The following is a 23,608-nucleotide window of genomic DNA, read 5'->3' as shown; positions in this document are numbered from 1 at the left end:
CAAAATAGCTACTTAACATTAGTGAGAGTTATTTTTTGATGTTTTCATCGATTTATCCTATAATGACTAAGTTTTGTAATCTAGTTTGAAAATTGCACATCAAAAGTTTTGTTGATATCCTCACTTGTTTGATTTCCAGATAATTGTTCTAACTCATCTATGAGGATTTCCTCAATCACCAAAGCTAATTCATCGATGGTAGAGGCTTCGAAAAGAGAACGAACAGGTAGTTCGATTTGAAAAGTTTTGCGAAGCTGAGAAATAAGTACAGTTCCCGTTAGAGAGTCTCCCCCTAAAGCAAAAAAGCTGTCATGAATACCTACTGGCTCTATACCCAGTAACTCTTGAAAAACTTCAACTAGTTTTTGCTCTACATCATTAGTAGGAGGAATGTATGCATTTTTTAAGTTTGGTCTGGAGTGACGAGAAGATAAATTAACTTTTTGGGCAGTAATTTTTTGTTGTAAAGGCTTTAATCTAATCCATTGATCAATTCTAGATTGTAAATTATCTGTTGAGACAACTATTTGATGATATTGACTCCACAAAAGAATTCGTTCCAGGGTCTTGATACCTTCTAAAGGTTCGATGGCGAATTCAGCTAAACTTGTACCAGTAGGCATTTGTGAATTTTCTGCTGCAAATTGCCATGCATCCCAGTTAATACTCATCCAAGGAACAGGATTTTTCTGATTATGCTGGTAAGCAAAAGCATCCATTAAAAGACTTGCTGCTGAATAGGTTACAGAGCCTAATCCTCCTAAAATAGAGGTTAATGAAGACATTAATAGACAAAAGTCAAGCTTTTGAGACTGCAAAACTTTTTCTAATACTAAGAGTCCTTGTTTCTTGGCTTGAAGTTGCTGTTTGTACTGCGTTGTTTCTATCTCTGTAATAGCACTAAATGAATTCTCTAGAGCTATCTTAGTTGTATAAAACACCCCGTTGAGTTGCCCAAACTGCTCTTGTGTTTGAGCGATCGCACTTTGCATTTGTGCTAAATTTACTACATCAACGCTCTTGATTAAGACTTCTGCGCCCAGATTTTCCAGTTCCTGCACTTTCCGAATCTTATCGCTGATGTTATCTTGCTCATCGTGAGTTTTCAGCCACTCTAACCACTCCTGTCGGTTGGGAAAATCCTCAGCCTCTAAAAGCAGCAGTTTTGCCTGTACTGTCTTTGCTAAATGTTCGGCTACTACAAGTCCTATTTTTTCGAGTCCACCAGTAATTAAGTAGACTCCTTTTTCTCTGAACCTGGGTGTATCCGGGACGTTTGCATCTAATTGGACAGACTCAAAGGTTTGTACCCAACGTTCTAAACCACGATAAGCAATAACTGAGTCAGAGGAATTGGCTTTGAGTTCTGTCAGTAGTTGTTCTACAAATTTCTCTTCTTGCCAACTTTCTGATAAGGGAATAATAACATCAATGCTACGACATTTTATATTTGAATATTCTTGTGGGATGACCTTAACTAGTCCAAGGAGTGTTGCTTTTTCTGGGCAGAGATTTTCAACTCCAGTGACAGGTTGCATATTGTTGGAGATAACTGCAAGCTGGAATTCATCAGTGAAATTCTGTTTTTCTAGCGACTGTGCCAAAAATAGCAAACTCTGGAATCCTTGTGTTTCATCTGTATCAAAATCTGCAAATTCTGACTGGGTTACACTCCACAGATGAATAATTCTTTGTGGTATCAAATCTTGGGCGCGAAGTTCTTTAAGTAGGGTATTGTAATCATCCTGTTGTTGAGGCGCTATTGTATATGTACGCTTGCCCAGATGCTTTTCTGAAGATTCGCTTTTACTGCCAAATTGCTCTCCAATCTTGATAGTAATTACATCATAACCTTCAAGCTCGAGGCGCTTGACGATTTGAGCACCTAACCCATACTTATCAACAAAGACTAACCAGCGTTCTGCTTGTTTCAACTGACCGTTTGACTGTGGTGGTAGCGAACGTTTCCATGAAGGGATGTAGAACCAGTCAGCAATGTTGGACTTTTTGCCAAATGAAACTTCTTGTTCGTGAAGTAATGCTGTAAAGGCTGCTGGTGCATTGGGCGTTGCTGGGGCAGTAGCTTGAGCGACAATTATGTGGTCTGTAAAAGGTGCGAATTCTGAGAAAGCTTTTACTTGTACAAAACCATGAGATTTGAGTTCTGTTTGCCACTGCTCTTGAGATAAAAAGGGATTGCACATATTGCGATGACCTCCGGCCGGTCGGAGACCATCGCTTTCTGGATTCTCTATCGGATTCATCAGTAGTGCGTCAATGAACTCAAATTCCAACCTGGGTTGAGTTGTTTCCCAAAATAGAAGTAAACCTCCAGGAGCAAGTAAAGAGCGAATGCGATCGAGAGTTTCTCCAATATTTCGAGTAACGTGTAGCACCTGGAAAGCTACAATTACATCAAAACTGTGATTTGAGTATCCTTGTTCTTGTAGCGATCGCTCAAGGTCTAGCAATTGGTATTCAACAAATGGATAATCGCTAAATTTCTTCTTAGCTGCATTCAGGAAAAAACCTCCCACATCAGTGAAGGTATAATTAGTTTTCTCTGATGGCAATATAGGTAATAACTCTGCCGTGCCAGTTCCAGTTCCAGCGCCAAGTTCCAGAATTCTGAGATTAACTTGAGATGGTAGTGCTTTTAACACCTGTTCTAAGCATACCCGCATGATTGAGTTGTAGTATTTATTTTCAGGCAATTGCTGGACTGAAAATTCTCCTGACTTTAATAAGGTAGAAACATGGAACTCCAATGGTTCTTTTTGACCAGTTAGCAGAGATACCATATTTTCGCCATATAATTGCAGCAAATCTATTTGTTGCGGCGTGTCTACCCATTTGGCTTTGACTTCTACTAATATTTCATTAACAAAGTGTGCTGATATTGGCAGGAAATTAGTAAATAACTCTTGTTCTTGATGTAGCTGACCGTGTTCGACCAATATTTCTAGCCATCGACTGAACAATTCTTTATAGGTAGGAATAATCTGACATCGGTCAAATAACTCTTCCAAAGAATACTTTTTAGTGGGATTGCTAAAAGCTCCTAAATTTGTTATTGCAAGATTAATATAAGCAATACATAAACGATCTAAACACTCTCTTTTCTCTTGAAAAATTTGCTCGTCAAATCCCGCAGAAGCAATGCTAGCTTGAAGTTGACCAGCTTTTACAAGAGGTTTCCAAAGTTCTGATGCTGTTAACTGGGGCTGGAAATTTTTTTGTGCCGATAATAATTTTTGCGGTTCAATCCAATATCTTTGTCGCTCAAAAGGATATGTTGGCAACGGAAGGCGATATCGGCGCTCATGGGCATAAAATCCCGACCAATCTATCTTGATTCCCTCAAGCCATAGTTGTCCTAATGTGTTAAGGATAAAAGCAACGTCAGATTGTCGCTCATAAGCATAGCGCAGCGAGGATAATACTACTTTATTTTCATCAGAAACATTATCTAAACATTGCACCGCTAAACTGCTTAAGGTTTGTCCTGGGCCCACCTCTAAGAAAATTGGACTATGTTGTGTCCACAACTGATGTACTCCATCGGCAAATAGCACGGGTTGGCACAGATGCTGTGTCCAGTAGCTGGGATTTGTGGCTTGCTCTGGTGTAATCCAAGTTCCTGTAACGTTAGATATATAAGGAATTTGCGGTGGTTTGAGACTGATATTTTTAACCAGTTCGGTAAAAGAGTCAGCGATCGCCTCCATCATGTAAGAATGAAAGGCATGAGAAGTCTGCAATTGCCGACAGGCTAATCCCTTAGCACTCAACTTTCCTGCCAATTCCTCTACAGCCTGTGTAGTTCCCGCAACTACACATTGAAATGAGCCATTGACTGCTGATAATGAAAGGTTTTCATTCAAGAAAGGTTGCACTTCTTGCTCTGTCAAGGGAACCGCCAGCATTGCGCCCCCTGGCAACTCTTGAATCATTTGCGCTCTTTTGGCAACAAGAGTAATCGCATCTTCTAGAGACAATACTCCAGCTATTGTTGCTGCTACATATTCACCAATGCTGTAACCAATCATTGCTACTGGACGAATGCCCCAGGACATCCATAATTGAGCTAAAGCATACTCAATGGCAAACAGCGCTGGCTGAGTGAGGTATGTCTGATTGAGTTTTTGGGCGGCGACATCTGGGGATTGGCGATCGCGACCAAGCATTTGGCGTAAATCTATACCAGATTTTTCTTTTATAACTTCTTGCTTGGCACAGGAAGTAGGATAAATAACTTCTTTAAGATTTAGACCTAACAAAGGTTGAAACAACGAGCAACAGCGATCGAGGTGTTCGCGGAAAGTTGTTTCATCTTGGTATAATTCATAACTCATATTAACATAATGGGTTCCTAAACCAGTAAACATAAAGACTACTGGGCGCTGATTTGTTTCCTGTGTGCTAGTGAGAACTCGTTTGGGATTTTGGAAAGCTGCGATCGCATCTTGAGTATCTTGACAAACAACTGTGCGCCGATGGCTCAAACCATGCCGACCAACTTGCAATGTATAAGCTACATCTGCAAGGTTAAGTTCTGGGTGCTGTTGCAGGTGATTAACCAAATTTGCAGTTGCTGTCTCTAAAGCAGAGTCAGTTTTTGCAGAAACTACCAGCAATTGATACTTTCTCCCCTGCTTCCCTGCCCCTCTGCTCCCCTGCTCCCCTCCAGGAGCTTCTTCTAAAACAACATGAGCATTAGTTCCGCCGATGCCAAAAGAACTAACCCCAGCCCGGCGAGGAGTTCCGTCTGTTTTCCATTCATGAAGTTGAGTATTGATGTAAAAGGGGCTGTTAGCGAAGTCAATCTCAGGATTGGGTTGTTCAAAGTGCAGGGTAGGCGGAATCATCTTGTGTTTGAGCGCCAGGACTGTTTTGATCAAGCCCGTCACGCCAGATGCTGAACTCAAATGGCTGACATTAGTCTTGACTGAACCAATGGCACAGAAGTTTTTTTGGCTAGTTCCGGCACTAAACACCTTTTTAAGCGCCCTAAATTCAATTGGATCGCCTAGAGGTGTAGCAGTTCCGTGGGTTTCAATGTAGGTGATTGTTTCAGAATCAAAGTTAGCGATCGCCTGAGCCTCAGCAATCACTTCTGCTTGGCCTGTTACACTAGGTGCGGTGTAACTCACCTTCTCCGAACCATCGTTATTGATAGCTGAACCTTTGATAACCCCATAAATGCAGTCCCCATCAGCTACAGCATCTTCCAATCTTTTCAGCACGACAATACCCGCTCCTTTACCGAAAGGGCTGCCCTGTGCTTTAGCATCAAAAGCCCGACAGTGACCATCAGGAGAGGCCATCCCACCTTCTTGATAGAAATAACCTTGTTTTTGTGGAACTTGTATCGCAATGCCACCAGCCAGTGCCATATCACACTGATAACTGAGCAATCCTCGACACGCCAAGTGAACTGCAACTAATGACGTAGAGCAGGCTGTGCCGACGCTAATACTCGGTCCTTTTAGGTTTAATTTATAAGAAACTCGTGTGGATATAAAGTCCTTATCATTAGCAATTGTAATTTGTGACTCCAGCGCTTTAATGAGTTCAGGGTGTGAAGCCAGATTGTTAAGCAAATAGGTGCTTAAGTTACCCCCTGCATAAACACCAATTAGATTTTTGTCTGTTTTCGGGTCATAACCAGCATTTTCCAGCGCTTCCCAAGCACACTCCAAAAAAAGACGTTGTTGCGGGTCCATGATTTCAGCTTCTCTAGGCGAGAAGCCAAAGAATGAAGCGTCAAACATCTCAATGTCTTCTAACACAGCCCCCGCTTTGATGTACTGAGGGTCATTCAACCAAGCTGGATCTACGCCTGAAGCGACTAACTCGCGATCGCTAAAGAATGAAATTGATTCCACACCGTTACACAGATTCTGCCAAAATCGATCGGTATTTTTGGCTCCTGGAAAACGACCACTCATGCCGATTATGGCTACGCCTTTCAACTGGTTACTCACGTATTTTCCTCCTTTGCTTCATTAGTTGCATTTCTTCTTCCATAACTTCCTGTTGCCTCTTAGCACGGTTATATGCTTGCCCAAAGGCAGGTTCGTCAGCCTGTTTCCGACTTAAATATTCTGCTAAGGCACTTATAGTTGGATATTCAAACAAGTCAGCCATTGCGATATCATCATTAAACACTTGTTGCAGTTGGCTGCGAACTTGGACTATTAGGAGGGAATTGCCACCGATTTCAAAGAAGTTGTCTTGTATTCCCACCAAATCTTTCTCAAGAAGTTCTTTCCAGATCGCAGCAAGCTTTTGCTCAATCTCATTTCTGGGAGCTACATAAGCACCACTAAGTGCAGGTTGTGATTGTGTCGGTTTAGAGAGATTATACTTTTGTGAGGCTTCTTGGAAAGGTTGTGAGTTAAAACTATTATCCTGCTCAACCCGGTTTAAGAAATCACGGGACGATACCAGAACCTGGGTGAGTGTAGTTCCTAAAATGCGGTCAAATGCCTCTACACCTTCTTTTGGTAATAACCCTTCCTTGAGAATAGCAGGTTTGTCCTGCATACCAGAGCTAACTGCGGAAAGGATGGTAGACGGAGAACCCAACCGAGCAGAAGAAGCTACAGTCCCTTTTATTTCCTGATTAACTTCTCCTTCTGAAGCAATCAGCGCTTTCAAAGCCTCCTGATTCTGCCAAGATACCACAATCTTGCCGATATGTTTGGCTTTAGCCATGTATTCAAAGGCGGGAGCTACTTCTGTAATTGGAAATATCTGATAAGGAAGGGAATTCAAATTACCATCTTTAAAGTGTTGCACTACTTCGTGCCACGTAGAAATGAAGTCAGGGAGATCGTTTCCTACATCTGTAGCAAAGAACGATAAGCATTTCTCAAAAGGTCGTAGACCTAATTGGCTATTGTTGAGGATATCCCGCTTGCCGAGTTCTAGAAAGCGTCCATAGGGGGCTAGAAGCGAAAGGCTTTTAGTCATGAATTCTCCTGATAGGGAATTCAAAACCACGTCTACACCCTTGCCGTCAGTATATTTCATCACTTCATCGGCAAAAGCCAAAGACCTGGAATCCATGACATATTTAATACCCAACGAATGCAGAAATGCTCGTTTTTCCGGGTTGCCTGCTGTGGCGAAGATTTTGGCTCCTGCCCACTGGGCTATTTGCACGGCAGCCATCCCAACACCACCGGCAGCAGCATGGATGAGAACACGCTCACCCTGACGAAGCCTAGCTAATTTTATCAAGGCATAGTAAGCCGTAATAAAGGCAACGGGAATTGTTGCTGCCTCTTCTAAACTAAGATGTTCTGGTTTTAGTGCCACCAAAGAAGCAGAAGTCGTTGTGAATTGGTTAAAGCAGGAATCGCCAAAGGCCATAACTTCATCTCCTACCTCAAAACCCTTAACGCCTTTTCCCAGAGCGACTATTTTTCCAGAACACTCTCTACCGAAGTTGATAGGAACATTGGGTGGAACAGGAAGCAACCCCAACGCTATAAGCACTTCCTTGAAGTTGAGGCTAGCCGCGCAGACTTCAATTTCTACCTCACCCAGACCTGGCTTTTGGCGTGTACTAGGTAGAAAAGTCAGGGTATCTAAGATGCCAGGGGAAGCAATCTCTAAAGAGAAGTTTTCGCTTCCAGAAACGGAAGAAATTTTTTGAGGTTTACCGTCAGACTGTTCAGCAGTAATTGTGCCAACATCTACTTTCCTCATAATGAATTCTTCAATTTCAACCAGTTCGTTTCCCTGGTCGTCCATGATGGTGATGTTAAATTTTAAAGTTCTTTCTCTGAACTGATTATTTTCTGTATATCTGATGTGGCTATATACTTTGCCTGGCAAAGATTTTTTTATTTTCAGACTTTTATAGGAAAACGGTAAGTAAACCCCTTCGTTTTCAATACTTAGAAAAGCCGTAGCATTATCCAATAAAGCAGGATGTAATTTATATGAATTAATATCGGTGGCAAATACTTCGGGTAGTTCCAGAACAATCAACCCCCGATCTGTTCCTAATTTTGCCTGCTTCAAGTTATTCCATCTAGCACCAAACTCTACAAATCCTGTTTGAAGTTTCTGCTCTCCTTCTGGAATAATTATTTCCTTTTGATTACATCTTGCCTCAATTTCTCTGAGTTCTTGTTTTGCTGATGATTCTGCTATTATACAGGCTATTTCGCCCTTGGCATGTTCGATCCATTGCTTGGACTCTGAGTTTGATTGGCTTATTACCAAAAATTCAAAACCCTCTCCTTTCTTATTCAGGACTGTACGAACTTCTTTTTCCTCATCATCTTCTATTACCAAGGGGGTTAAGAAAAATACTTCCCGAATTTCAATTGTTCCTTTCTTAGCATGGGTTTCAAAAGCAGCTAAAGCCATTTCCAAATAAGCTGTTCCCGGAAGTGTCGCCTTACCCATAGCCCTATGTTCATCTAAAACCCAGTGTTTTATGACGCTAAATTTGCTGATGTATATCTCTTGCTGTTTCCCTTCAACTATACATCGATCGAATAAAGGGTGAGACACTTCTTTTAATTGAGATGGGGAAATATCCAGAGTTGGTGTTGATTGCTTCATCGCATCTGTTATCGTACCCAATTTTTGCCAATTCTCCCAATTAATAGATACGGTAAACGTGCCATCTCGGTCGCTTTTATGACGAGCAAAAGCATCAATAAAAGCATTAGCAGCAGCATTATCTACTTGCCCAAATTTACTTGCAATGGAAGTGATTGATGAACACAGAACAAAGAAATCTAGTGGAATATCCTTGAGAATTTTATTTAGAATTAATGTACCTTTTACTTTAGATATCAAAATACTTTCTGTCATTTCTGGCGTTTTTTGCAAAATCACGCCGCTAGCAGAAACCTCGGCTGTATGGATCGCACCATTGATCTGGCCAAATCGCTTTTGGGCTAACGCGATCGCTTGTTGCATCTGTTCAAGATTGGCGACATCGGCGCTGACTACCAAAACTTCTGCACCTAGCTCTTTAAGCTTCTGGATTTCCCAAATCTGGCGGCTTATATTATCATGCTCATCGTGAGTAGCTAGCCATTGTTCCCATTCTTCTGGTAAAGGAAAAGCTAAACCTCCTGTCAGCAGCAGCTTGGCTTGTACAGTTTGTGCTAAATGTTGGGCTATGACAAGACCAATACCTTCTAATCCACCTGTAATGAGATAAACGCCTCCTTCTTTTAACCTTGATATTCCTTGGGTAGCTTTCTCCAGTCGAATTGGCTCAAAAGTTTGCACCCAACGATGATTTCCACGGTAAGCAATAACCTTCTCAGAACTTAGGGCTTGTAGCTCGCAGAGCAACTGCTCCAAAAGTTTTGGCTCACTCTTAACTCCCAATTGGGGAATAACAACATCAATGCTACGACAGATAATGTTTGAGTATTCTTCCGCAATCACCCTAACGAGTCCGAGTAAGGTCGCCTTTTCTGGGCACAACAACTCTTCCCCCACAACTTCTTGCATATCGTTGGAGACAACCGCGATTTGATATTCATCTGTAGTATGGTGTTTACTAAGTGCTTGGGCTAAAAACAGCAGACTGTAAAATCCATTTTCTTGAATTTTATCAACTTCCTCAAGTCTTAATTCTGTGTAACTGTGCGGTGTAATACTCCATAAATGGATAATGGTTTTTGGGCGTTTATTTTGTGCTAGAAGTTCATTGAACAAGGTATGATAATCATCACGTTGTCGAGGATTAAGGATATATGCGCGATCGCTCGACTTTGTAAACGCTGACCCAATTCTCACAGTAATCACATCTTGACCCTCAAGTTCGAGTCGTTTTAACAACTCAGAACCCAAACCGCACTCATCGATAAATACAAGAGTGCAAGACAAAACCGACTTTTGACTTAGTTGAGGGGCAACCAGCAAGGAGCGTTTCCAAGATGGGACATAAAACCAGTCGGCAATGTCCGGCTTTTTACCTAGTAGAGAGGTTGCAGGCAATTTCTTTTCACCCGTATTGAGAGCGTTTACCTGTATTTTGGGTTCAATCCAGTAACGTTGACGCTCAAAAGGATAAGTAGGTAAAGGTATACGATGACGGCGCTCATGGATATAGAATCCTGACCAATCTACTTGTACTCCAGCCAGCCATAGCTGACCCAATGTATTTAACAAGAATGCTACATCCGACTGACTTTCTTGGGCATAGCCCAAGGAAGTTAATACAATTTGCTGGGCTTCTTTATCAGAATGACGACGGGCGGATGCACTCAAAGTCTGCCCAGGGCCAACCTCTAGCAAAATGCGCTCTGGTTCTTTCAACAATTCTTGCATACTCTGAGCAAGGCGAACTGTTTGCCGCAGATGCCTCACCCAATAGTTTGGATCTGTCACCTCCGCTTCTGTAATCCAAGCTCCCGTAACATTGGATACAAAAGGAATTTTGTGAGGATTCAGTTTGATTTTTTTAACTTCCTCTGTGAATGGCTCTAAGATAGCATCCATCATCAGAGAATGAAAGGCATGGGAGGTATGCAAACGCATACACTCGATGCCTTGAGAAGCTAGCTGCTTCTGTAATACCTCTACAGCATCTATGAAACCTGAAACTATGCAAACAGATGATTCCTTAATCTCAGCTAGAGATAGTGTTTTGCCTAGCAGGGGTTGAACTTCTTTTTCTGAAAGTGGAATGGCAAGCATTGCACCTTCAGGCACTTGCTGCATGAGTTGTCCCCGCGCAGCTACTAGAGTTAAAGCATCTTCTAATGAAAATACTCCTGCCAGACACGCAGCGACATATTCCCCAAGGCTTTCACCAATTAAAGCCTGGGGATGTATTCCCCACTCCATCCACAACTTTGCTAGGGCGTACTCGATAACAAAGAGCGCTGGTTGAGCAATTGCTGTCTGTTTCAATTGTTGCGCGGCTTCTTGAGTCTTTTCTGTGTTGGGGTAGAGTATATGTCGCAGGTCAAGCTTTAGATGTGGTTGGAGAAACTCTGAGCAGATATCTACCTGCTTCCGAAAAGTTGGCTCTGTCTGGTAGAGATCCAACGCCATATTTACAGACTGTACTCCTTGCCCTGGAAACATAAACACGACGGGAGGATCTAGGCGATCTTGGTAGACCTGAAAAACCCGTTTCGGATCTTGTGTTTCTAAAGTAGCGATCGCATCATTAATGTCATGGCAGATTACTATGCGGCGATGGTTGAAAGCCCTGCGACCAACCTGAAGTGTATAAGCAACATTAGCGAGGTTAACATTTGAATGCTGCTTTAAGTAGGCGATTAGATTTGCAGTAGCAATTTCAAGTGCAGAGATGGTTTTGGCGGAGAGTACCAACAATTGCCAGGGTCTCGATTCTTCCGAATGTTCGATCGGCGGAGCTTCTTCGAGAATGACAAAGGCATTGGTTCCACCATAACCCGAGGAATTGACCCCAGTCAGACGAGGTGTGCGATCTCCCTTCCATTCAGAAACCTTGGTATTGACGTAGAAGGGGCTGTTGTTGAAATCGATTTGGGGATTGGCTTGTTCAAAGTGTAAACTAGGTGGTAGCAGCTTGTGCTTGAGCGCTAACGTAGTCTTGATGAGACTTGTTACACCGGCTGCGGCATCTAGATGACCGATATTGGTTTTCACTGAACCGATCGCACAAAAACTTTTCTTCTGGGTAGTAGTGTGAAAAGCTTTTTTGAGTGCAGCGATTTCAATGAGATCGCCCATAGCCGTTCCGGTTCCATGAGTTTCTATATAGGTTATATCTTCGGCATCTACTCCAGCATTTCTCAGGGTTTCTACGATTACCTCCGCCTGACCTTCTACACTAGGGGCAGTAAAATTTACTTTCAAAGAGCCATCATTATTGACTGCTGAACCTTTGATGACTGCATGAATGCAATCTCCATCAGCAAGAGCATTCTCTAATCTTTTTAATACGACAATTCCAGCCCCACTGCCAAAAACAGTTCCCTGTGCTTTGGCGTCAAAGGCTCGACAGTGCCCATCGGGAGACAACATCCCTCCTTGTTGATATAAATAGCCAGCTTTTTGTGGAACTTTAATTGAAACACCACCAGCCAAAGCCATATCACATTCTTCATTCAACAAACTTTGGCAGGCCAAGTGAACTGCAACCAATGATGTAGAACAGAAGGTTTGGAGAGTAATACTAGGCCCTTTAAGATTTAATTTGTAAGAGACACTTGTAGTTAGGAAAGCTTGACCACTACCATGTAGAGGTTGTAAAACTCCATCTACAGCATTTATCGTATCGCGGTTTGGATAAAGGTTTTCTAATAGATAGGTATTCATATTCGCCCCGGCGTAAACCCCAATCAAACCCTTATAGGTTTCAGGATCGTAGCCAGCGTTTTCAATTGCTTCCCAAGCACACTCCAAAAAGAGACGATATTGAGGATCTATAACTTCAGCTTCTTTAGGTTCAAAACCAAAAAATGACGCGTCAAACTCCTCTACGTTTTCTAGTATAGATGCTGCTTTAACATAATTAGGATTATTTAACAAGGCAGGATCAATATTTGAAGATACTAAATCACTCTCAGAAAAAAATGAAATTGATTCTACACCGTCCTGCAAATTGTGCCAAAATTGATCGATATTTTTTGCACCTGGAAACTGACCTGCCATCCCCACTACAGCTATATCTAAACCTAAACCCGCTACATTAGAAAATGTTTCCTGGATTTTCATTAGTACCTCTTTTATTAATTTCTTATAGAGCGCTCGCTCTTCTGTTGCATTCTTTTTTCTCTTCGTCTTTGCCCCCGTCCGCTCCTTTCTTCCATAGGTTTGTCAGCCTGTTCCATATTTAAAGCTTTGCTCAAAGAACTGACTGTTGGACTTTCATAAAGACTGACTACAGGAATTTCTATATGTAATTCTTTATTTAATTGCGAAATAACTTGAACACCTACTAGAGAGTCGCCACCGAGTTCAAAAAAGTTGTCGTGGATACCTACTAAGTCAATACCAAGTAGTTTTTGCCAAATATCTGCAATTGTTTGCTCAGTCTTATTTCTAGGAGCAAAATAAGCATTACTCAGCTTAGGTCGTTGATGTACATATTTAGACTGGTTAGCCTTGCTTAAAGATTCCAAAAGAGCTTGGGCATTAAAATTGCGATCGCGCTCAATCACAGTTGTCAAATCTTCAGTTGATACTGCAACTCTAGGAACTCCACTATTGAGAATATGTCTAAAGACTTTTATCCCTTCTGAAGGTAATAAAGCATCTATTAATAGGGATTTAGCATCAGAAATATCTTGTTTTTTAGCTAATCGCTTCACCGCTTCTACTGACATCCCAACATCTTGCCAGTCAGTCCAGTTAATAGAAACTGTGAATGTACGATCTCGATTGGTTTTATGATAAGCAAAAGCGTCAAGAAACTCATTGGCAGCACAATAGCCAACTTCACTAAATTTCTTTCTATAAATAATTGAACTAAGAGATGAACAAAGAATTAAAAAATCTAACTTAACATCTTTCAAAAGGCTATCTAATACTAGTGTACCTTTGACTTTAGGGGCCATAATATTTTCTGTCATCTCTCGCGTTCTTCGAGAAATCACACCCGCATAATCAGCAATTCCTGCACAATGAAGAACACCATTGATTTGGCCAAACTGTTTCTGAACTGTTGCGATCGCTTCTTGCATCTGTTCCAGGTTAGCTACATCAGCGTTCAGTACTAAAACTTCTGCGCCTAGTTCTTCAAGTTCCTTTACTTTCAAAATTTTACGACTGATATTATCTTGGCGATCGTTAGTAGCTAGCCATTGTTCCCACTCTTGTCTAGGAGGAAAAGCTGAACGCCCGATCAAAACTAGTTTGGCTTGTACCGCTTTCGCTAGGTGTGACGCTAGAGCAAGTCCAATGCCTCCGAGTCCACCTGTGATTAAATACACTCCTCTTTCCCTTAATCGCGATCTTCCTGCCTCTGCTTCTTCCAATCGGACTGCTTCAAAGGTTTGCACCCAGCGATGAAAACCACGATAGGCAACAACTATATCGGAGGATTGTATTTGTAGCTCATTTACCAGCTGATTTACCAGTTTCTCCTGTTGCCAACTTACTTCTTTTGGAATCACAACATCAATGTTACGACAGTTGATATTTGGATATTCTTGGGGAATGATTTTAACAGTTCCTAATAGAGTCGCCTTTTCTGGACATAGTGGTTCTTCTCCAGTGACTGAGTGTATATTGTTGGAAATAACCGTTATTTGAAGCTCATCTGCGATCCGCTGTTTTCCAAGTGCTTGAGCTAAAAACAGCAGACTATAAAAACCTTTTTCTTGCACTTTATCAACTCCTGCGAGTCCAGATTCAATCTGACTAACAGAAGTCACACTCCATAAATGAACAATCGTTTTTGGGATCTTGTCTTGTGCTACTAGTTCATTGAGCAGGGCATCATAGTCTTCACGTTGTCTAGGATTAAGGCTATATGCACGCTCATTCAACTTAATAAACTTTGACCCCACCTTCACTATAATTACATCCTGACCATTAAGCTGAAGTCGTTTTATCAGTTCTTCTGCCAAACCGCACTCATCGAGAAACACAAGAGTGCAAGATTTCTGAGTTACCAATTCCTTCTGGTTCAACAGTACAGCAGGTACAGATTGTTTCCACAAAGGTAAGTAGAACCAATCGGCAATATCTGGCTTTTTGCCAAATGAAACAGGTTTAGCACTGTTATCCTGTCTCTGTTTATAGTCTTCAATCCAGTAACTCTGCCGCTCAAAGGGATATGTTGGTAGTGGAAGACGATGACGGTGTTCGTGGGCGTAAAATCCTGACCAATTTACCTGTACTCCATATAACCAGAGTTTGCCGAGTGTGTTCAGTAAAAATGCTATATCTGACTGTTTTTCTTGAGGATGTCGTAATGAACAGAGTGCTAGAGCATCTGAATGCTTTTTAACAAAAGTACATAAGCTGCTTCCTGGCCCCACTTCTAGCATGATGCAATTTGCCTCTTGCTGCAACGCAGAGATGCCTGCTGCAAACTGCACTGTTTGGCGTAAATGTTTTGCCCAGTAATCGGGATCTGTGGCTTCTTCTGCTGTTATCCAAGTTCCTGTGAGGTTAGAGATAAAAGGAATCTGCGGCGGGTTTAGTTTGACTTTTTTAACTTCTTTGATGAATGGCTCAACGATCGGTTCCATCATCGCAGAATGAAAGGCGTGGGAAGTATGCAAACGGCGACACTCTATACCTAATGCTGTAAATTGCTCATGAATCGTATCTACAGCATTATGGGTTCCTGAAACTACGCACAAGGAAGGAGCATTGCTGGCGGCTAAAGATAAATTTTCATTTAGTAAAGTTTTAATCTCTGCTTCTGTTTGTGAAACCGAAAGCATAGCACCTGCTGGAAGTTGCTGCATCAGTCGTCCACGGATAGCGACTATTGCCAAAGCATCTTCTAGGGAAAATACACCAGCAAGGCAAGCTGCTACATATTCTCCTATGCTATGACCAATCATCATTTGGGGAGAAATGCCCCAGGACATCCATAATTTAGCGATCGCATATTCTATGACAAATAATGCAGGCTGAGTGATATCAGTTTGTTGCAGTCTTTCTGCTGCGGCTTTTGACTCAGACTCCTTGGGATAAATCAACGATCGCAAATCCAACCCTAGATGGGGTTGCAGCAATTGACAGCACAAATCAACCTGTTGTTGAAAAATCGGTTCAGTTTGGTAAAGTTCTTTACCCATGTCCACATATTGAGCGCCTTGTCCAGGAAACATGAAGACAATAGGGCGAACGCCACTTTCAACTAAGCGGGTGAAAACTCTTTCTGGATCTTGTAAGGCGCTGACTGCATCCTCGATATCTTGGCACACCAGCACGCGACGATGATTGAACTCAGCACGCCCCACTTGCAGGGTATAGGCAACATCCGCTAAGTTCACATTGGGATGTGCTTTGAGATAATTAGCCAAATTTACTGTTGCTGTCTCCAAAGCAGAGCTAGTTTTAGCCGATAAACACAGTAAATATTTACTTTTGCCTTTTGACTTTTGAACGCCAGTTCCTACAACGAGGGGAACCCCCGCAACGCACTGGCTCTTTTTGACTTGTAGTGGTGCTTCTTCTAGAATGACATGAGCATTAGTCCCACCGATACCCAAGGAACTCACGCCAGCACGACGAGGAGTACTTGCTGTTTTCCATTCTGCTAACTTTGCATTGATATAAAAGGGGCTGTTGGCAAAATCTATCTGGGGATTTGGCTGCTCAAAATTCAAGCTTGCTGGTATCTGCTTGTGTTTTAGGGCTAAAACTGTTTTAATCAGTCCGGCAATCCCAGCTGCTGCATCTAGATGACCAATGTTTGTTTTCACTGAACCGACGGCACAGAAGCCTTTTTTGTTGGTACTGCGACAAAAAGCTTGAGAGAGGGCGGCAATTTCAATCGGATCGCCTAAAGCTGTACCAGTACCATGAGCTTCAATATAGTTAATTGTCTCAGGCTCAACTCCTGCCAGCATCATCGCTTCAGCAATCACTTCTGCTTGACCATTGACGCTAGGCGCTGTGTAGCCAACTTTACCAGAACCATCATTATTAATAGCTGAACCTTTAATTACAGCATGAATGCAGTCACCATCTGCTAAAGCATCGCTCAATCGTTTGAGAACAACAATTCCTACACCATTACCAATAGTTGTTCCCTGCGCTTTAGCATCAAAAGCACGACAGTGACCATCAGGAGACAGTGTGCCTCCCGGTTCATGCAAATAACCTGCTTTCTGGGGTACGTGGATAGAAACCCCGCCAGCTAAAGCCATATCACATTGATAATTCAACAAACTTTGGCAAGCAAGTGTTGTTGCAACTAATGAGGTAGAGCAAGCTGTTTGTACTGTAATACTTGGGCCAGTGAGATTTAATTTGTAAGAAACACGGGTAGTCAGAAAATCTTTATCATTACCAATTAATGTTTGATAGCATTGCGCCGATCCTATAGGATCGCGGTTTAAATCTAATGAATAATAGTTATTTAGGCTAGCACCAGCATAAACTCCGATCCGACTATCATACCTATTGGAATCATAGCCAGCATTTTCTAATGCTTCCCAAGCACACTCTAAAAAAATCCGGTTTTGGGGGTTAGTAACTTCTGCTTCTTTGGCATTAAAACTAAAAAATGCAGCGTCAAATAAATCGATATTTTCTAATATGGCACTAGACTTTACATAATTGCGATCGCTGAGTGTAACGGAATCTATACCGTCATATACTATCTCTTCATTTGTGAAGATAGAAATTGACTCTACACCAGATTGTAAATTCTGCCAAAATTCGTCAATATTTTTAGCACCAGGAAAACGCCCTGCCATTCCAATAATGGCAATGCTTTCTACAGCATCATTATGTATAGTGCTAATCATAAATCTTTTTACCTTTCTTAGTCAATTGTTGTTTTTGGCGATTTATAGCCTCAATTTGCTTATTCACGCGATCGCGCGTTCCTGTAAAAGAAAGCTGTCGTTGTTGACTTAAATATTGCGCTAGTGAGTAAATAGTTGGGTTCTGAAACATTTCTACAACTGATATATTTCGCTGCAAATTTACTTGCAGTTTATGATTAACCTGAATCATCAGTAGTGAATGCCCACCAAGGTCAAAGAAATTATCATGAATACCTACTCGTTCGAGATGTAGCACTTCTTGCCAAAGTTTTGCTATCTGCTGTTCCATTTCCGACTGGGGTACTTGATAAGTAGTCGTCAATGTTGGACGTAAGTCTTCTGGTACAGGTAAAGCACGACGGTTTACTTTTCCGTTAGGCAAAAGTGGTAAAGTGTCTAGGAAGATAAAAACACCAGGAACCATATATGCCGGTAACAGTTGTTTGAGATAGCTTCGCAGTTCACTAGTTGTAAGCATTTGCTCTGGTAAAAGAACAATATAAGCTACCAATTGTTGAACACGTGGTTTATCTTCACGCGCCAAAACTACAATTTTCTGCACTGCTGGATGTTTGAGTAAGGCATTCTCAATTTCACCCAACTCAATCCGAAATCCTCTAATTTTAACCTGATGATCAATTCGCCCCAAATACTCTAAATTTCCATCTGGTAAATAACGAGCTAAATCTCCAGTTTTATATAGCCATGATTCAAGTTTATTATTAAGCGGATTATATATAAACCGCTCCTTTGTTAACTCTGGTCGGTTTAAATAACCTCTAGCTAAACCCGCACCACCAATATAAATTTCTCCTGTAACACCGATTGGTACTGGTTGTAACTTAGTATCAAGTAAATAAATTTGTGTATTGGCAATAGGACGACCGATAGTTACGTTGCTATCTCCTTTATTTAGTTGAATAAATGTGGAATAGGTTGTATCTTCAGATGGGCCATAAAGATTAAAAACTTTCTGAATACGATGGTTTTGATAAATCTGCTGCACAAGTTGATTTTGTAGTGGTTCACCAGCAAGATTAACCGTCCTGACTGAAGGAAGTAAACCATCTACTTGCAGTAATTCTGCAATGATGCTTGGGACTGTATTAACCAAGCTTACCTCCGCAACCAACGAGGGTAAGTGTAAAGCATTCTCTACAAGAATTACTTTACCACCCCAACTGAGGGGAACAAACAGTTCAAATACTGACAAATCAAAGCAAATAGAGGTTGATGCTAAAACTCCAGCAAGGTCATCATCTGTAAAAACTTCTCTTGACCATGTTAAAAAAGCAACACAACTTTGATGAGCGATCGCAACACCTTTTGGTACACCAGTAGAACCAGAAGTATAGATGACATAAGCTAGGTTATTGGATTTTACTTCACTAAACAGATTTTCTCTACTCTGTTGGCTAAGTAATTGTGAATCTCTATCGATGCAGACAATATGCACATTCGATTTAGCAAACAATTCAACTAGATGGCTTTGAGTCAGCAGTATTTTGGACTGGCTATCTTCTAGCATGAAAGTTAAACGTTCTTGGGGATAGGCCGGATCTAGTGGTACATAAGCCCCGCCAGCTTTTAAAATAGCCAACAATGCAATCAGCATTTCTGGGCTGCGCTTCATGCACACACCTACAATTACTTCTGGCTTCACCCCTAGTTTTTGTAAGTAGTGTGCTAGTTGATTGGCTTGCTCGTTTAACTCTTGGTAGGTTAATTTTTGGTTCTCAAAAATAACAGCAATATTAGATGGCGTTTTCTCTACCTGTGCTTCAAATAGTTGATGAATACATTTATCTTGTGGGTAATTTGTCTCAGTATTATTCCACTCAACTAATAACTGCTGTACTTCAGATGATGTCAGGAGTTGCAAATCTGAAATCCGTTGTTCGGGATTGCTAACTATGCTTTCTAATAAAGTCTGGAAATGTACTAGCATCCGAGCAATAGTATCTGCATTAAATAAATCTGTGTTGTACTCACAAGTTGCAATCAACCCTTGCTCTTCATCCTCCATAAATAATGTCAAATCAAATTTTGATGTCCCGTTATAACCCTCCTGACAAGTAACAGAGACATCTGAGAGTCTAGGATTTGATATTGGCACATTCTGGAGAACGAACATTACTTGAAATAGTGGATTGTAACTCAAGTCTCTATTTGGCTGTATTTCTTCTACTAATTTTTCAAAAGGTAAGTCTTGATGAATATAAGCCTCTAAAGCTGTTGACTTCACCCGCGTTAGTAACTCCTGAAAACTCAAATCGCCAGAAAGGTCTGTACGCAACACCAAAACATTGACAAAGAATCCAATTAATGACTCAACTTCTGCTCTGTTACGATTGGCAATTGGCGAACCTACTAAAATATCAGTCTGATCGGTGTAACGATACAGCAAAATTTTGAAGGCTGTCAGTAAGGTCATAAACAGAGTTACTCCCGAATGACGGCTCAAATTCTTTAGCTCTTTTGTCAGAGTTTGAGAAAGAACTAATTTCCCTTGAGCGCCTTTGAATGTTTGACGATCAGAAACAAAGCTTCTGTGCGGACGGTCAGTTGGGAAATTTAGTATAGGTAACTCACCCTGCAACTTTTGTTTCCAATAAGTTAATAAAGATTGAATCCGATCATAATCAAGCCATTGTCGTTGCCAATTGACAAAATCTCTATACTGAATGGGTAATTCAGAAAGTGCTGGGAGTTCGCCTGTGGAGAATGCCTCATATAATACAGCTATTTCTTCGATCAGAATACCGATAGACCAACCATCTGCAATTATATGATGCAGAGCGATCATTAAATGATAATTTTTTTCACTTAACTGCAAAATTTTAGCACGCAAAAGCGATTGAGCAGATAAATCAAATGGCTGCTGTGCGAATTCTGTAGCCAAACGTTGTGCTTCTTGAAGGTGTTCCTCTTCTGGTAGTGAACGCAAATCCTCAACCGCCAAAGTTAAAGGTGGCGCTTGATTTATAATTTGGGCTGGTTGACCATCAACTACTGTAAAGCTTGTCCGTAATACTTCGTGTCGTCTAATAATTTCGTTAAGACTATCTTGTAAAATTGCTAAATTAATGCAGCCTTTTAAGCTAATAAGTATAGGAATGTTATATGTAGGACTATTGGGAGTTAGCTGATTGATAAACCATAATCCCTGCTGGCCAAAAGATAGAGGCTGAATAGATGGATTTTTATCTTGTTTGGTAAGGGATATTGACGGTAGGGCATCTGTTGTCAGTTGAGCGAGGATTTTTGTAGCTAGCGATCGCGTACTCATCCCTTCAAAGAAGTCTGCTATTGATACTTCTACTTCTAAATCAACCTCAACTCGGTTTTTCAACTCAAATACTTTTAAAGAATCAAGCCCCAGAGCGCTTAATGGTTCATCAGGACTGAGATCATCTGGTGCGATCGCCAGTACTCTCGCTTCTTGTTCAATCAGATAGATTTCTAAAAGCCGTTGACGTTCCCTTGGGGAAAGCACTAAAAGTTCGGAACGCTGTAATCGAGTTTCCTCTCTGACAATATTACTAATTTTGAGAATATTATTGACAACGATATTCAGTTCACCATTCTGAAACTGAGCGCGAGTTGCACGACGTTGAATCTTACCGCTAGAGGTTTTGGCAATACTACCTGGTTTGATCAAAACCACAGCATAAACTTGTACTTCGTGTTCTTCAGTCACAGCTTGGCGAATTGCAGATATAACCTCTGCTAAATTTGGCTTGGCGCGAAACTTCAATTCTTGGACGATTACCAACCGTTCTTCGTTGTCAACCTCGACTGTAAATGCTGCGCTAGCTCCGGAATTTAAAGATGGATGACTGCGTTCTGCGGTTAATTCTATATCCTGTGGGTAAAGATTTCTACCGCGAATAATAATTAAATCTTTGGCTCTACCTGTAATAAAAAGCTCGTTATTTTGTAAAAAACCTAGATCCCCCGTTCGCAGAAAAGGGCCTACACCTGTATCTGATAAATAAGCATGGAAAGTTTCTGCTGTCTCTCGATCGCGATTCCAATAACCTTGGCCAACACTCGGCCCCGATACCCAAATTTCCCCAATTTCATCAGGTTTACAACTACTGAGGGTTTCGGGATTAGCGATCGCCACTTCCAGTTGTGGTATGACTCGACCACAACTGACGAAATGATAGACATCTTCAGTACTGTGGGACTGGGTACTGGGTACTGGGTACTGGGAAGGAAATTCTTTTAAAGCCTCCACTTCACTCGGCTTTAATATTTGGTTCGAGTCTGAGTCTGAATCCTCATGCAATTCCCGCTGCCCATCCCCAGTCCCCAATTCAACTACCCGATTAGATTCTAATGCAGACTTTTGGACTGTCTTGATAATCGGTGATGTTGCCTTCTGGACACCAGAAACCATCAGAGTTGTTTCAGCCATTCCGTAACAAGGGTAGAATGCCTCTTTACGGAAGCCACAATCGGCAAAAGCTGCTGCAAACCGCTCTAGAGTATCATACCGAATCGGTTCCGCGCCGTTAAATGCCACACTCCAACTACTCAAGTCAAGAGTTTCTTTTTGTTCAGGAGTAATTTTTTGAGTACATAACTCATAGGCAAAATTAGGGCCTCCACTGGTTGTACCTTTGTAGTGAGATATAGCCTGCAACCAACGGTAAGGACGTTGAAGAAAGGAAGTTGGAGGCATGATGATGCAAGGAAAACCTCCATACAAAGGTTGCAATATTCCTCCAATCAAGCCCATATCGTGGTACATTGGCAACCACGTCACGAACTTACTTTCTGGAGAATGCTCCATAAATTGGTAAGTTGTGTGAGCATTGTGCAGTAGGTTCCCATGACTAATCATTACACCCTTGGGTGTCCCTGTAGAACCAGAAGTGTATTGCAGAAAAGCTAAGGTATCTCGATCGATAGAAGGTTGTTGCCAAGCACCTTCTATTCCCTCTGCAAGATTATCAGTAGTTAGCCACTGTAAGGATTCTAAGTCAGTCTTTTGTGACATTAAAGACCGCACTGTAGGCAGGATTTCTGTTGTAGTGAGAGCGATCGCTGCTTGTGCATCTATAGAAATAGCTTTTATTCTCGGTGTGTTGCGCTCATTTCTAGGGGGATATGCCGTTACAGCCACAACTCCCGCATATAAACAACCAAAAAAAGCAACCAAAAAATCTAGTCCGGCTGGATAAAGTAATAAGGCGCGTTCTCCAGTCAAACCCAATGCTTGTAACTGAGCAGCTATTTGACGCGATCGCCTATCCAATTCTTGATAGGTTAGCGTTGTTTGCTCTGTTTCCCCATCCAGCAAGAAGGTAAAAGCATCTCTATTTGGCTGGATAGAGCTTCTTAAGCGCAGTAAATCAACAAATGTAGAACTACTGCCAGAAACTTCAAGAAAACAATCAGAATATTGATTCATTTTAATTTTCAACTAGATACAACCCTGATACTCTTTTTCTCCCTCTGACTAGAGTAGGACTTACGCAAAAGCTCTCTGAAACTCTTATTCCTTTGTGTCCTGCCCTTCAAGAAGCCATTTCGTGTCTATGCGTCCAACTCTTACGAGACGCTGCGCGTAGCTTGCTTCTCCATAGGAGTATGCAGTTCGTTTTTTCATGATTTTGCGTAAATCCTGTAGAGAAAAATAAAGAGCAAATCGTTAATTAATTCAGCCAATTGCTTAAAATTGTCTAAATCCTAATTAGTGATTTACTGGGAGCAATCTCTAGCTTATTGCAATTAATTTTTATTTGTCTTCGATTACACTAACGAGAATGAGTTGCTTTAGCAATAGAGAAAGTATAGAAAGTTAGTATCAACAAATTCCTTTATATAAGTTTTACATATAATGCTTTGTTTATATCTATAGATAGATGATAAATCTACAAACTTCATTTAAAGACAGTCAATTATGGGAAAATCAATATTCCCTGACAAAGGGAAAATGACCAATGCCCCATTTTCAAGTTAAAACTCCACGAGCGATCGCCCGCAACCACCCGATGAAAATTAACTTGTCCTGATTCCTAATTCCTAGTCACCAATCCTTGTTTTCAAGACAGAAAAGTAGTTTTAACTAGGAATACAATCTCTGATTTTTTGTCAAGCAAATAAGCTGCTTTATAAGAATTTATTGTTGGGAACTTCCAGAAAATAAATTA

The 23,608-nt window shown here is 41.3% G+C and carries 4 protein-coding genes; all 4 read right to left on the bottom strand.

The genetic code is table 11. The features are described from left to right. Positions 1 to 80 precede the first annotated feature (80 nt). From RM049_RS08700 to RM049_RS08685, 4 genes are read right to left on the bottom strand one after another with little or no spacing between them, the layout of a single operon-like run. A complete protein-coding gene (locus RM049_RS08700; RefSeq protein WP_322703899.1) occupies positions 81 to 5,987 on the bottom strand; it encodes a polyketide synthase in 5,907 nt (1,968 codons plus the stop codon). Further along, entirely contained in the window at positions 5,980 to 12,702 is a 6,723-nt protein-coding gene (locus tag RM049_RS08695; RefSeq protein ID WP_322703898.1) for a polyketide synthase, read from the bottom strand. The genes RM049_RS08700 and RM049_RS08695 overlap by 8 nt, the downstream gene beginning before the upstream one ends. 14 nt (positions 12,703 to 12,716) lie before the next feature. Continuing rightward, the gene (locus RM049_RS08690; RefSeq protein WP_322703897.1) at positions 12,717 to 17,423 is read right to left on the bottom strand and encodes a type I polyketide synthase; all 4,707 of its coding nucleotides are present in this window, start codon (positions 17,421 to 17,423) and stop codon (positions 12,717 to 12,719) included. Then, a complete protein-coding gene (locus tag RM049_RS08685) occupies positions 17,416 to 22,866 on the bottom strand; it encodes a non-ribosomal peptide synthetase (RefSeq protein ID WP_322703896.1) in 5,451 nt (1,816 codons plus the stop codon). Before RM049_RS08685 ends, RM049_RS08690 begins: the two co-directional genes overlap by 8 nt. Positions 22,867 to 23,608 lie beyond the last annotated feature (742 nt).

It is taken from the genome of Nostoc sp. DedQUE04, from assembly GCF_034530995.1.
Taxonomy (GTDB): Bacteria; Cyanobacteriota; Cyanobacteriia; order Cyanobacteriales; family Nostocaceae; genus Nostoc.
Note: the sequence above shows the minus strand (reverse complement) of the source record. Positions and strands in the feature narration are given on the sequence as shown.

Excerpts from the sequence above, each read along its gene's own strand:
- RM049_RS08695 (WP_322703898.1), bottom strand. The coding sequence starts at position 12,702 with ATGAAAATCCAGGAAACATTTTCTAATGTAGCGGGTTTAGGTTTAGAT.
- RM049_RS08690 (WP_322703897.1), bottom strand. The coding sequence starts at position 17,423 with ATGATTAGCACTATACATAATGATGCTGTAGAAAGCATTGCCATTATT.
- RM049_RS08685 (WP_322703896.1), bottom strand. The coding sequence starts at position 22,866 with ATGAATCAATATTCTGATTGTTTTCTTGAAGTTTCTGGCAGTAGTTCT.